The following is a 12,321-nucleotide window of genomic DNA, read 5'->3' on the forward strand; positions in this document are numbered from 1 at the left end:
CTCCCGGGAACAGCTACAGGGCCGTCTCCTGGGCGCGGCGGCGCACCTCGGTCTTGTTGCCCAGCCGCAGCGAGGCGATGGCACTCCCGCCCTCGAGCGAGTCGTCGCTCTCGTGCAGCCAGGCAATGATCTCCTCGTCGTCATACCCACCGTCGGCCAGCACCGTGAGGGTGCCGCGCAACGGCACCAACGGCCCCTCCTCGGTGAGGAACGAGGCGGGCACGTAGACCGCCCGGTTGGGCCCGCGGCGGACACCGATGATCTCCCGCTCCTGGAGCCAGGTCTTGACCTGCGCCAACGAGACGCCGGTCAGCTCCATGATGTCGGGCACGGCCAGCCAGCCGGTCAGGTCGTTGTCGTCGGAACCGAGAATTACATCGCTGTCGTTTACCACACATTCCAGTCTGTCACATGGAACGACACGCCGTAAATCTGGCGGGTTGCGCGAAACTCAGGTACTTTCACTCGGGTCACAGCACAACCATGCACAACACACAGCACAGCAACACCAGCCAACACAGCGACACCACAGGCCACACCCATTGCCCCCGGCCCCACCTGAAAGGCCTCAGAGATGAGCCCCGTTGCAGACATGCCTCCGGTCCTGCACGTCGAGACTCCCGTCGTCGATCTCGCCAACCGCGCCCCGCTGGGGTACCTGGCCACGTCGAAGAAGGACTGGCGCGACTACCGCGTGAAGTCCGGCGACACGCTCTACGACCTCGCGATCGAGTACAACACCACGGTCTCCGCGCTCGCCAAGCGCAACGAGATCACCGGCTACCTCCGCGCCGGAGAGGTGATCGAGGTGCCGCGCAAGGCCGAGAAGGAGAGCCGGTCGGCATCGAAGTCCAAGCCGTCGGCCACCGTCACGGTCCGGGCCGGAGACACGCTCTCGCACATCTCGGCGCGCCACGACGTCTCGGTGTCGGCCATCATCAAGGCCAACAACCTGCCGTCCGCGATGATCTACCCGGGCCAGCGGCTCACCGTCCCGGGCTCGGCGAAGGCCGCTGCCGACTCGTCCGAGCGCGGCTCGGACTCGAGCAGCCGCTCCGGCGGCACCGTCACGGTCCGGTCGGGCGACACCCTGTCGCACATCTCGGCCCGCCACGACGTCTCGCTCAGTGCCCTGCTCAACGCCAACCCGGGTGTCGACGCCCGCGGACTGCACGTCGGCCAGAAGATCAACCTGCCGGCCGCGGCAACCCGCTCCTCGGCATACCGGGACGGTGAGGGCGCCAAGAAGGGCGCCCCCAACACCTTCCTGCACTACACCTACAGCGACGAGGTGGCCGGCTCGGCCGCTGCCAACCGCGAGTACCTGGCCGACGCGCCCGTCCCCTCACGCGAGGAGATGAAGCAGCTGATCCGGGAGACCGCCAGGCGTCACGGCGTCGACGCGGACCTGATGCTCGCGCTGAGCTACATGGAGTCCGGCTGGAACCACCGGATGGTGTCCCCCGCCAACGCCATCGGCGCCATGCAGGTGATCCCCTCCACCGGCGACTGGGCCTCCTCCATGGTCGGCCGGGAGCTGAACCTGCTCGACCCGCACGACAACGTCACGGCCGGCGTGGTGGTCATGCGTGCGCTGCTGCGCTCGGCCGACAACGAGGACCAGGCGATCGGCGGCTACTACCAGGGGCTCGCGGGCGTGCAGAACAACGGCATGTACCCGGACACCAAGAACTACGTGAAGGTGATCCAGGAGCTGCGCGACCGGATGTGAGGGCCGGGCAGCGCCGCGCGGCCGGTCAGGGCTGGCCCGCGGCGCTACCGTCCCCCTCGTCCGCGCTCGTCCTGGGCGGACCCTCGAGACGCCGGTAGCGCAGGAGAACCTGTCCCGCAGGGAACGACCTGGCGGGCTCGAGCGGCTCGAAGCGGGCCGGCACGGTTCCGTCGGGGAAGAGCTTCTTGCCCGTCCCGAGCACCACCGGACACAGCCAGAGGTTCACCTGGTCCACCAGCGACTCACGGAACAGGGTCTGCAGCAGGTTGGCGCTGCCCCACGTGTGGATCTGGCGGTGCCGCTCCCGCAGGTCGCGGACGGTCGCCGCCACGTCTCGCAGCTGGGTGCTGGGCTCCCAGGTCAGCTCCGGCGTCCCCCGGGACGCGACGTACTTGGGGACCGCGTTGAAGCCCAGCGCGATCCCGTCCGACTGGCTCGGCCAGTAGCCGCGGAAGATGTCGTAGGTGACGCGTCCCAGCAGCAGCGCGTCGGACGCCTGCACGTCCGCCTCGATCTGGGCACCCGACTCCGCATCGCCGAAGGGGCGCTCCCAGCCGGCGTAGGGGAAGTCCCCGGCCTGCTCGGTCGGCCCACCGTTGGCCTGGATCACGCCGTCGAGCGTGGTGATGATGTTGACGTGCAGCTCGCCCATGGTGCGTTCTCCTGACAGCTGTCGGTGCGTCCCGGTGACGCCTTACCCGTGCCGACCTCTACCGGGCGCCGAAGTCATCGGTCCCCGCCGGCACCGAGGACCCTTCCCGCTGGATCAGGGGTCTCGACAGAAGTGTGACCCGGTCCGCTCCCACGCACCATCGACGCAGGTCAGCACCACCGTCTGACCGCCCGATCCCGGCCCGGGCGGCCCCACCTCCACGGTTTTCGTGCTGAGGCTCCGTATCCTCGAGGGGTGAGCACCGCGACCTCCGCCGTGATCGACCGTGTCCTCGACGGTCGATACCGTGTGGAGTCCCTGCTTGCCGAGGGCGGCATGGCGGCCGTCTACCGGGCCACCGATCTGCGGCTGGACCGGCGGGTGGCACTGAAGATCATGCACGCCCACCTGGCCCGGGACGAGGAGTTCGTCACCCGCTTCCGGCAGGAGGCCCGCACGGCGGCCCGGCTCTCCCACCCGCACGTGGTCTCGGTGTTCGACCAGGGCGAGGACGACGACCTCGTCTTCCTCGCGATGGAGCTGGTGGAGGGCCGCACCCTGCGCGAGGTGATCACCGGCCACGGCGCCCACAGCGTCCGGGACGCCGTCGCCTACCTCGACCCCGTGCTGCAGGCGCTCGCCGCGGCCCACGAGGCGGGGCTGGCCCACCGCGACGTCAAGCCGGAGAACGTGCTGATCCGGCCCGACGGCATGGTCAAGGTCGCCGACTTCGGCCTGGCCCGGGCGGTCACCGCCGCCACGTCCAGCCACAGCAACGAGCTGGTGTGGGGCACCGCGGCCTACCTGGCACCGGAGCAGGTGGAGCGCGGCCGCACCGACGAGCGCAGCGACATCTACTCGGCCGGCCTGCTCCTCTACGAGCTGCTCACCGGCGTCAAGGCCTTCCCCGGCGACAGCCCCGTGCAGGTGGCCTACGCCCACGTGCACGGCGAGGTGCCGCGGGCGGCGGACACCGTCGCCACCGTCCCCGCCGAGATCGACGCGTTCATCCAGTGGGCCGCGGCCACCGACCCCGAGCGCCGTCCCACGGACGGGGCGGCGGCGCTCACCGAGCTGCGCCACTCGGTCCGTCAGCTCTCCGAGAGCGAGCTCGACGCGCTGCCCGGGCAGCAGCCGGCCGACAACGACCTGACCCAGGCCTTCGACCACACCCGTCCGCTGCGCGCGACGGACACCCTCGCGGTCCCCCGGCAGGCACCGGAGCACTACGCCAGGACCAGCGGCAACAAGCCACGCAAGGTGCGCCAGACGCGCCCGCCGGCCCCCGCCAGTGCCGCCCCCCGCCGCCCCCGCCGACGGATGAAGGTCGCGGGCTGGCTCCTCGGCATACTCCTGGTCCTGATCGGGGCCACCGGCGCCGGTGCGGCGTGGTACTTCACCGAGGGTCCGGGCGTGCACTCCCCCGTGCCCACGCTGGTCGGGCTCACCGAGACCGAGGCCCGCGAGGCGCTCGACGCCGAGGAGCTGGACACGGTCGTGGAGCTGGAGTACTCCGAGACCGTGCCCGTCGAGGAGGTCATGGCCGCCTCCCACCCCGCCGGCACCTCGCTGCGCCACGGCACCGACGTCACCCTCACCGTGTCGCAGGGGCCGGAGCGGTATGCCGTGCCGCCCGTTGTGGGGAAGACGCTCGACCAGGCGACCCCCATGATCGAGGAGGCCAACCTGACCGTGGCCGAGCCGGAGCGGGTCTATGACGAGAAGATCCCCGAGGGCCAGGTCATGTCCGTCGCGCCGGAGGAGGGCGAGCAGCTCAAGCCCGGGTCCGAGGTGACCCTGACCGTCAGCCAGGGCCGCGAGCCGATCGAGATCGTGGACGTCACGGGACAGCCGGAGAGCGACGGCGTGAACGTGCTCTCCGAGGCCGGCTTCGAGGTCACCGTCGCCCCCGAGCGGGTGTTCAGCGACTCCGTCGAGGAGGGCCGCGTGGTCTCGCAGACCCCTGCCGAGGGCACGGGCTTCCGCGGCGACACGGTGACCCTGACGATCTCCAAGGGGCCCGAGCTGATCGAGGTGCCCTCGGTCATCGGCAAGCAGTGGGGCGAGGCCCAGCAGATCCTCACCGGGGCCGGGTTCGAGGTGTCCCGCAAGAACGTCCTGGGCGGCTACTTCGGCACGGTGCGCACGCAGAGCGTCAAGGCCGGCGAGATGGTGCCGCGCGGCACCGAGATCGTCCTGGAGATCGTCTGAGCATCCGGGACGGTGCCGCTCGGCCGGCTCTCCTCCCGCGGCCCAGCAACCTGACACGTGCCCCGGAACTACCCTGCGCGGCGCCGAATCGTGGGTAGTTGCCGTGCACGTGCCCCGGAACTACCCCGGCCGGCACTTCCGGGGTAAGAGTCGTGCACGTGCCGCCCCGGGCCAGCCGGGTCAGCCGCGGGCCGGCTCCCGGGAGGTCAGCAGCTCGGTGAGGACGGCGGCCGCATGGTCGGTCTGGGCGTCGTCCACGTCCAGGTGCCAGACGAACCGGACGTGCTCCGGGCCGGTCGCGTAGCCCAGCACCCCCCGCTCCCCCGCCGCCGCGATGAAGGCCGCTGCCGTCCACCCGGCGGGCGCGACGTGCAGGATCAGGATATTGGTGTGCACGGAGCCCGGGTCGACGACGTCAGGGACCGCAGCGGCCACCGCACGGGCGACCCGCTGGCACCGGTCGTGGTCCTCCGCCAGCCGCTCGAGCTGGTGCTCCAGCGCGTGCCGCCCGGCGGCCGCCAGGATGCCGACCTGCCGCATGCCGCCGCCGAACCTCTTCCGCCAGACCCGCGCCTCCTGCATACGCTCCGCCGAGCCGACGAGCAGGGAGCCCACCGGGGCACCCAGCCCCTTGCTCAGGCACACGGACACGGTGTCGGCGCACGCGGCATACTCCGCGAGCGGGACGCCGGTCGCGACGTGCGCGTTCCAGAGCCGCGCCCCGTCGAGGTGGACCGCCATCCCCCGCGCGCCCGCCCGGTCCCGCAGCTCACGCATGGCCTCGATCGGCTGGACCGTGCCGCCACCGAAGTTGTGGGTGTTCTCGACCACCACGCACGACGTGCCCACCTGGTAGGCACCGCCGTCGGTGACCGCGAGCGCCATCGCCGCCTCCACGTCCAGCAGTCCCGCCTCGGCGCGGTAGCTGCGGGCCGAGATGCCGCTCAGCACCGCCGCGGCCCCCATCTCGGCGCGCAGGACGTGGGCCAGGTCGTCGGTGACGAGCTCCTGGCCGGGGCCCACGTGCAGCCGGACACCGAGCTGGTTGGCCATCGAGCCGGTCGGGGTGAACAGCGCGTCCTCGTGCCCGAGGAGCTCGGCGACCTCCCGCTGCAGGGCCAGGACGGTGGGGTCCTCGCCGTAGACGTCGTCGCCGACGGGGGCCCCCGCCATCGCCCGGCGCATCGCCTCGGTCGGCCTGGTCAGCGTGTCCGAGCGCAGGTCGGCCGTGACGCCGGTCGCGGCGCTCACCGGCCGCCCTCGAGCATGGCCGCGACCTGGAAGGCCATCTCCAGGCTCTGCTGGTGGTTCAGCCGCGGGTCGCACAGCGTCTCGTAACGCAGCCCGAGGTCGTCCACGTCGAGGGCGCCGGAGCCGCCGACGCACTCGGTGACGTCGTTGCCGGTGAGCTCGACGTGGATGCCGCCGGGCCAGGTGCCCGCCGCGCGGTGCGCCTCGAAGAAGCCGGCGACCTCGTCGATGACGTCCTCGAACCGGCGGGTCTTGTGCCCGCTGGGTGAGGTGAAGGTGTTGCCGTGCATGGGGTCACAGACCCACGCGACCCGGTGGGCGACCTCGCCGACGCTCTCCAGGAGCGGGGGCAGCAGGTCGCGGATCCGGTCGGCGCCCATGCGGGTGATGAAGGTGAGCCGCCCGGGGATGCCGTGCGGGTCCAGCCTCTCCACGAGCCGGAGCACGTCGTCGCGGGTCGCGGTGGGCCCGAGCTTGACGCCGATCGGGTTGTGCACCCGGGAGACGAAGTCGATGTGGGCCCCGTCCAGGTCGCGGGTGCGCTCCCCGACCCAGATGAAGTGCCCGGAGGTGTTGTAGGCCAGGCCGGTGCGCGAGTCCCGGCGGGTGAGCGCGCGCTCGTAGTCGAGCACCAGCGCCTCGTGGCTGGAGTAGAGGTCGACCCGCCGCAGCTCCTCGGCCTCGGCGACGCCGGAGGCCTCCAGGAAGCGGACCGCCCGGTCGATCTCGCCGGCCATCTGCTCGTAGCGCGCCTGCGCCGGTCCGGACAGGAAGCCCTTGTTCCAGGTGTGGACGCTGCGCAGGTCGGCGTAGCCACCGGTGGTGAACGCCCGCACGAGGTTCAGGGTGGAGGCGCTGGCGTGGTAGACGCTGACCATCCGGGCCGGGTCGTGGGCGCGCGCCTCCGGGGTGAACTCGAAGCCGTTGACCATGTCGCCGCGGTAGGCCGGCAGGGTCACCCCGTCGCGGGTCTCGCTGTCGGAGGACCGGGGCTTGGCGAACTGTCCGGCGAGCCGGCCGACCTTGACCACGGGCATCCCCGCGCCGTAGGTCAGCACCACCGCCATCTGCAGGATCGTCTTGATCCGGTTGCGGATGTTGGGTCCCGTGACGCCGTCGAGGGTCTCGGCGCAGTCACCGCCCTGGAGCAGGAACGCCTCCCCGCGCGCCACCGCGCCGAGCTTGTCCCGGAGCAGGTCGCACTCGCCGGCGAAGACGAGCGGTGGGAACCCCTTCAGCGTCGCGACGGCACGACCCAGCGCCTCGGCGTCGCCCCAGGTGGGCTGCTGCCGGGCGGGGAGGTCGTCCCAGTCGAAGTGGTGCCCGATCGGGGGCGGTCCGGTCACGTCCGTGGTCACCACAACATCGTAGGAGCCCCGGCGCCCGGACCTCTCACCGGTGCTCGGGACCGGGCTCCTCCGGTATGCCGGACGCGGGCTCAGCGGTCGGGCTCGCCTCGCCCGCGGCCGCCTCGTCCTGGGGCTGGTCGGCCGCCTCGTCCTGCGGCTGGTCGGCAGGCTCGTCCTCCGGCGCCCCGGCGCTCTTGGCCTGCCGGGCCTTGAGCTGCTCGCCCACCTGCTCGATCTGGGTCCTGGCGGTCTCCAGCTGTCCCTCGATCTGGGTGCGGGCCGTTTCGACGCGCCCCTCGAGCTGGGTGCGGGCCGTCTCCACCCGCTCCTCCACCTGGTGGCGCACCTGCTCGGCGGTCACCTTGGTCTGGTCGACAGCCCGGTCCACCGCCACGCGGGCACCCTCGACGGCCGCCTTGGCGCGGGCGGCGATGCGCTCCTTGACGGTGGCCGCGTAGTCGTCGACGTACTCCTGGCCCGAGAGCTGCATCAGCTCGTACATGATCTCGTCGGTGATCGAGCGAAGCACGGTCCGGTCGTCCTGCATGCCCTCGTAGCGGGAGAAGTCCAGCGGCTTGCCGAACCGCAGACCGACCTGGCCGCGCTCGATGTTGGGGATGACCTGCCCGGTCGGCTGCGCCTTGTCGGTGTTGATCATCGCGACCGGGATGACCGGGACCCCGGCCTCCAGCGCCATCCGCGCCACCCCGGTCTTGCCCTTGTAGAGCTTGCCGTCGGGGCTGCGCGTGCCCTCCGGGTAGATGCCGAACAGCTCCCCGCGGTTGAGGACCTTCAGCCCGGAGGTGAGTGCCGACATACTGGCGTTGCCGCCGGACCGGTCGATCGGGATCTGACCCATGCTCTTGAAGAAGGTCTTGGTGAGCCAGCCCTTGACGCCGTGGCCGGTGAAGTACTCCATCTTGGCCGGGAAGGTCATCCGCCGGTCCACCATCAGGGGCAGGAAGATCGAGTCGGAGAAGCTCAGGTGGTTGCTGGCGAAGATCGCGCCGCCCTGCTCGGGGATGTGCTCCGCGCCCTCGACCCAGGGCTTGAAGAGGACCTTGACGACCGGGCCGATCAGGATGTGCTTCATCAGCCAGTAGAGCACCCGGCACCTCCTCCTCGCCTCACGATTCATGCTAGGTCAGCGCAGGGGTCGCCGCCCGCGGACTCGGCCGACCGCAGAGGCAGTGTGTCATGACAAGATCGGGCTGTGCAGATCCTCGAGGGTGCCGAGCCGTTCCACTCACCCGGAGCCGGTGAGCACGCCGGCACCGCGGTGCTGCTCCTGCACGGCATCACCTCCTCCCCGCAGATGGTGCGGCCCGTCGCCGAACAGCTCGCCGAGCAGGGGTATGCCGTGTCGGCGCCCCTCCTCCCCGGGCACGGGACGACCTGGCAGGACATGGCCCGCACGAGGTATGCCGACTGGCTGGCTGCCGTGGTCGAGTCCCTGGAGGCGCTGCGTGCCGGCCACGAGACCGTGGTCGGGTTCGGCGTGAGCATGGGCGGGGCGCTGCTCACGGATGTCGCCGCACGACGGCCCGAGCTGGTCGACGGGCTGGTGCTGGTGAACCCGGCCTTCGCGGCCACGGACTGGCGGCTGCGTGTCATCCCGCACGTCAAACGCTTCGTGCCAGCGGCCCAGGGCATCGCCGACGACATCCTGCGGCAGGGGCCCCCGCGGGAGCTGGCCTACCGCTGGACCCCGCTGCGGGCCTTCGACTCCTTCGTCGAGCAGTGGCCCCGGCTGGTCCGCGAGCTCCCGCGTGTCCGACAGCCGATCCTGCTCGTGCGCTCGCGGCACGACCGGGTGGTGCCGCCGGTCTCGGCGGAAACCTTCCTGGCCGCGGTCGGCAGCGACGACGTGACCGTCCGGTGGCTCGAGGAGTCGGCCCATGTGGCGCCGCTCGACCACGACGCCGACGAGCTGATTTCTGCCACGCTGGACTTCGTGGACAGAATGGTGCCTGATGGTGGCTGAGGGACCCGGTCGCGAGGACCGGCACGACGACGCCGACGACATCGACGCCCGGTTCGAGGAGATCGTCGCCGGGCTCCGTGCTGAGCAGGCGGCCTCGGCGAACCGACGCCGGGAGGCAATCCGCCGCGCGCAGGAACAGCGCGACCGGCGCCCGCCCAACCGCCCCCTGGAGGGCTTCGACAGCCCCAACCCGTGGCCCCCGCGACCGGCTGGGCGCGCCGGAGACGAGTCGCCCTCCGAGGAGTCGGCGCGCGGCCCGGCGCCGGGCGAGCCCCCGACTGGCGACCAGGCACCCGGCCGCTCGGAGCCCGGGCGCGGTGCTCGCCGCTCGGAGCCCGGGCGCGATGCTCCCGACGCGTCAGGGTCATCAGGTCCTGACCGGACGGGAGACATGCCCCCGGCCGCTCCACGACCCGACGAGCGGGCGCACCGGCTGCCGCCGGCACCGAGGGAGCCTGCCTACCGCTCGGAGCCGGCCTCCGGTCCCGAGCCGACGTCACCCCCGCCACCGGAGGGCGCCGCTGAGTCCTGGCGCGGTTGGGAGGAGTCGGGCGAGGAGGAGCACTTCATCCCACCGACCCCGTCCCTGCCCGCGGGCGACCTCCACCTGTGGGCCATCGTGCTCGGCCTGCTCGGCGGGCCGATCCTGCTCATCCTCAGCGAGGTGTTCCACGTGCTCCGCGGCGAGTGGTGGACGCCGTTGGGCATCTTCCTGTCGGTCGCCGGGGTCGTGCTCCTGTTCCTGCGGCTGCCGAAGAACCGCGACTACACGGACTCCTCCGGCGGCGCCCAGGTCTGACCGCACGGTGGCGGCGGTGGTGTCACACGCCTCCCGCACCGCGACATGCCCGTGTCGCACCCTCCCCGCACGCGGCGGCATGCCCCGTCGCACCCTCTCCGCACGCGGCGGCATGCCCCGTCGCACCCTCTCCGCACGCGGCGGCATGCCCGGAGTGGCTCGTGAGTGAGATTCACACCCCTAGGAGGGGGCGAGATCCACTCACGAGCAGGAATGGCCCCGCAGAACCACGAGGACAACGCCGGTGGAGACCGGGCACCAACGCCCTCAACGCCGGTAGGGACGGGACACCACCCCCCTCAATGCCGGTGGGGACGGGACACCACCCCCTCAATGCCGGTGGGGACGGGACACCACCCCCTCAATACCGGTGGGGAGGGGCACCACCGGCCCCGCGGCATGCCCCCTGTCGCACCCTCCCCGCACCGCGGGATGCCCGTGTCGCCCCCCCCCGGCACGCGGCGGCATGCCCGGAGTGGCTCGTGAGTGAGATTCACACCCCTGGGAGGGGGCGAGATCCACTCACGAGCAGGAATGGCCCCGCAGAACCACGAGGACAACGCCCGTGCGGACCGGACACCACCGCCCTCAACGCCGGTGGGGACCGGGCACCACCGCCCTCACTGCGCGGGAGAGGTCAGGACGTCCACCCACACCGGTAGGTGGTCGGTCGCGGCCGACAGCAGCTCCGGCTCCAGCACCACGTCCTCGTGGGGCAGCACGGTGAGCTCGGCGCTGGCGAAGATCGCGTCGATCCAGCTCCTGGGCTGCGCCGAAGGGAACGTCGGACGGTCGGGAGATGCCAGGGCGAGCCGCTCGCCCAGCAGCCGCCACGCCCCACCCTGGGAGCTCTCGTTGAGGTCGCCGCCGATGACGAACGGGCCGTCGGCCAGGGTCGGGTCAGCGGCGAGCTCCTCGAGCACGAGCGTCGCGTGCCGGATCCGCTCGTCCTCGAGCAGCGACAGGTGCAGTGAGACCACCGTGATGTCCTGGCCACCCGGCACCCGCACCTGGGCGGCGGTATAGCTGCGCGGGTTCGCACGCAGCGCCACGGGGAGCTTGCGGTCCACCGAGTCGGTCGCCGTGATGCGGCGGCTGGTCATCATCCCCGTGCCGGACAGCCGTCGGGTGCGGCCGGTCCACCTCAGCCCGCAGCGCCGGGCGAACATCGCGATCCGGAAGCCCGACAGCGGGTGCCGCGGCACCTCCTGCAGGAGAAGCACATCGGGATCGATGCGGCGCACCACCTCGGCCGCCGCGGCAGGGTCGTCCTTCAACCCCCGCAGGTTGTAGCTGGCCACCCGGATCCGTGCGCCCATCACTCTCCCGTCCTCACCTCTGTGGCCGCGCCATCCCCATGAGCCTCGACCCGCACCAGATCGGCGGCACCGACCATCCCGGCGGACGGCCCCAGCTCGGCGGCCACGATCGGCGCGATTGGCCGGTGCCCCCGCCCGGCCAGCCGACGCCCGAACATCTCCCGTGCCGGCGCGAGGAGCAGGTCGCCGGCCTCGCTCACGCCGCCACCGACCACGATCCGCCCCGGGTCGAGGGCCGCCGCGAGGTTCGCCAGCCCCAGGCCCAGCCACCGCCCCACGTCACCCATCAGCTCCAGCGCCGCGACGTCGCCGGCCCGCGCGGCCTGCGTCACGTGGTGCCCCTCGACCCGCGCCGGGTCGCCGTCGCAGTACGCCGCCAGCCCCGCGGCATACGGGCTGTCCTGCGCGAGCATCTCCCGGGCCTCGCGCTGCATGGCCCGCCCGGAGGAGTACTGCTCCCAGCAGCCACGGTTGCCGCACTCGCAGCGCTCACCATCGGGCACGACCTGCATGTGGCCGTACTCCCCCGCCAGTCCGTACCGCCCGCGCTCCACGCGCCCGTCCAGCACCAGGGCACCACCGATGCCGGTGCCCAGGGTGACCAGGAGCAGCCGCGACTCACCACGGCCGGCACCGAACCGGAACTCGGCCCAGGCGGCGGCCTTCGCGTCGTTGTCGAGGACGACCGGCAGGCCCAGCCGCTCGGCGAGACGGTCGCGGATCGGCTCGTCCCGCCAGGCCAGGTGGGGCGCGAAGACGACGGTGCGCCGGTCGGCGGAGACGAACCCGGCGGCGCCCAGCCCGACCCCCAGGACCGGACGGTCGGCCGCGGCGAGCATCTCGGCCACCGCGTCGACGATGACGTCCTCCACGACCGACGGCCGGGTGGTGCGCCCCGGGGTGTCGCGGCGTGCGTGGGCGAGCACGGCACCGGAGGCGTCGACCAGGCCGGCCACGACCTTGGTGCCGCCGACGTCGACGCCGATCGTGAGCTCGTCCCCGGGTGGGAGGTCGGGTGCCACGC

11 protein-coding genes are annotated in these 12,321 nt (G+C 72.2%); 4 read left to right on the forward strand and 7 right to left on the reverse strand.

The window, feature by feature from the left end:
• Positions 1–13 precede the first annotated feature (13 nt).
• Complete coding sequence (locus tag DA085_RS10795) at positions 14–394, reverse strand: Rv2175c family DNA-binding protein (protein ID WP_237565450.1); 381 nt, start codon at positions 392–394, stop codon at positions 14–16.
• 180 nt (positions 395–574) lie between these two features.
• Here DA085_RS10795 and DA085_RS10800 point away from each other — a divergent pair, with 180 nt between their 5' ends.
• Entirely contained in the window at positions 575–1,732 is a 1,158-nt protein-coding gene (locus tag DA085_RS10800; protein ID WP_109472978.1) for a lytic transglycosylase, read from the forward strand.
• Positions 1,733–1,757: 25 nt separating this feature from the next.
• Here DA085_RS10800 and DA085_RS10805 read toward each other — a convergent pair whose 3' ends face one another.
• Positions 1,758–2,384 (reverse strand): dihydrofolate reductase family protein, encoded by a 627-nt coding sequence (locus DA085_RS10805; RefSeq protein ID WP_109472979.1) that lies wholly within the window; start codon positions 2,382–2,384, stop codon positions 1,758–1,760.
• A gap of 255 nt (positions 2,385–2,639) precedes the next feature.
• Here DA085_RS10805 and pknB point away from each other — a divergent pair, with 255 nt between their 5' ends.
• The gene (pknB, locus tag DA085_RS10810) at positions 2,640–4,595 is read left to right on the forward strand and encodes a Stk1 family PASTA domain-containing Ser/Thr kinase (RefSeq protein WP_109472980.1); all 1,956 of its coding nucleotides are present in this window, start codon (positions 2,640–2,642) and stop codon (positions 4,593–4,595) included.
• A gap of 180 nt (positions 4,596–4,775) precedes the next feature.
• Here pknB and DA085_RS10815 read toward each other — a convergent pair whose 3' ends face one another.
• Genes DA085_RS10815 through DA085_RS10825 form a run of 3 tightly spaced genes read right to left on the reverse strand, consistent with a single transcriptional unit; the run spans position 4,776 to position 8,303 of the window.
• Positions 4,776–5,846 carry a threonine aldolase family protein gene (locus DA085_RS10815; RefSeq protein ID WP_109472981.1) on the reverse strand — a complete coding sequence of 357 codons (1,071 nt, stop codon included), beginning with the start codon at positions 5,844–5,846 and terminating at the stop codon, positions 4,776–4,778.
• Positions 5,843–7,204, reverse strand: a complete 1,362-nt coding sequence (locus DA085_RS10820; protein ID WP_109473098.1) for a class II 3-deoxy-7-phosphoheptulonate synthase — start codon at positions 7,202–7,204, stop codon at positions 5,843–5,845. Before DA085_RS10820 ends, DA085_RS10815 begins: the two co-directional genes overlap by 4 nt.
• 34 nt (positions 7,205–7,238) lie before the next feature.
• The gene (locus DA085_RS10825) at positions 7,239–8,303 is read right to left on the reverse strand and encodes a 1-acyl-sn-glycerol-3-phosphate acyltransferase (RefSeq protein WP_202619189.1); all 1,065 of its coding nucleotides are present in this window, start codon (positions 8,301–8,303) and stop codon (positions 7,239–7,241) included.
• 105 nt (positions 8,304–8,408) lie between these two features.
• On the opposite strand from DA085_RS10825, the gene DA085_RS10830 reads away from it, so the two are divergent.
• Both DA085_RS10830 and DA085_RS10835 read left to right on the forward strand, forming a co-directional pair.
• Positions 8,409–9,179, forward strand: coding sequence for an alpha/beta hydrolase (locus tag DA085_RS10830; RefSeq protein ID WP_109472982.1), 771 nt, complete (start codon positions 8,409–8,411; stop codon positions 9,177–9,179).
• Positions 9,172–9,978, forward strand: coding sequence for a hypothetical protein (locus DA085_RS10835; RefSeq protein ID WP_154402172.1), 807 nt, complete (start codon positions 9,172–9,174; stop codon positions 9,976–9,978). Before DA085_RS10830 ends, DA085_RS10835 begins: the two co-directional genes overlap by 8 nt.
• Before the next feature lie 620 nt (positions 9,979–10,598).
• Here the strand turns inward: DA085_RS10835 and DA085_RS10840 are convergent.
• Both DA085_RS10840 and DA085_RS10845 read right to left on the reverse strand, forming a co-directional pair.
• The gene (locus tag DA085_RS10840; RefSeq protein WP_154402173.1) at positions 10,599–11,297 is read right to left on the reverse strand and encodes an endonuclease/exonuclease/phosphatase family protein; all 699 of its coding nucleotides are present in this window, start codon (positions 11,295–11,297) and stop codon (positions 10,599–10,601) included.
• Complete coding sequence (locus DA085_RS10845; RefSeq protein WP_202619190.1) at positions 11,297–12,319, reverse strand: ROK family glucokinase; 1,023 nt, start codon at positions 12,317–12,319, stop codon at positions 11,297–11,299. Before DA085_RS10845 ends, DA085_RS10840 begins: the two co-directional genes overlap by 1 nt.
• Positions 12,320–12,321: the final 2 nt, after the last annotated feature.

This window comes from Ornithinimicrobium cavernae (genome assembly GCF_003121625.1).
Taxonomy (GTDB): domain Bacteria; phylum Actinomycetota; class Actinomycetes; order Actinomycetales; family Dermatophilaceae; genus Ornithinicoccus; species Ornithinicoccus cavernae.

What these genes read in the sequence shown, in the direction of transcription:
- DA085_RS10800 (WP_109472978.1), top strand. Translation starts at nt 575, where the DNA reads ATGAGCCCCGTTGCAGACATGCCTCCGGTCCTGCACGTCGAGACTCCC.
- DA085_RS10805 (WP_109472979.1), bottom strand. Translation starts at nt 2,384, where the DNA reads ATGGGCGAGCTGCACGTCAACATCATCACCACGCTCGACGGCGTGATC.
- DA085_RS10840 (WP_154402173.1), bottom strand. Translation starts at nt 11,297, where the DNA reads ATGGGCGCACGGATCCGGGTGGCCAGCTACAACCTGCGGGGGTTGAAG.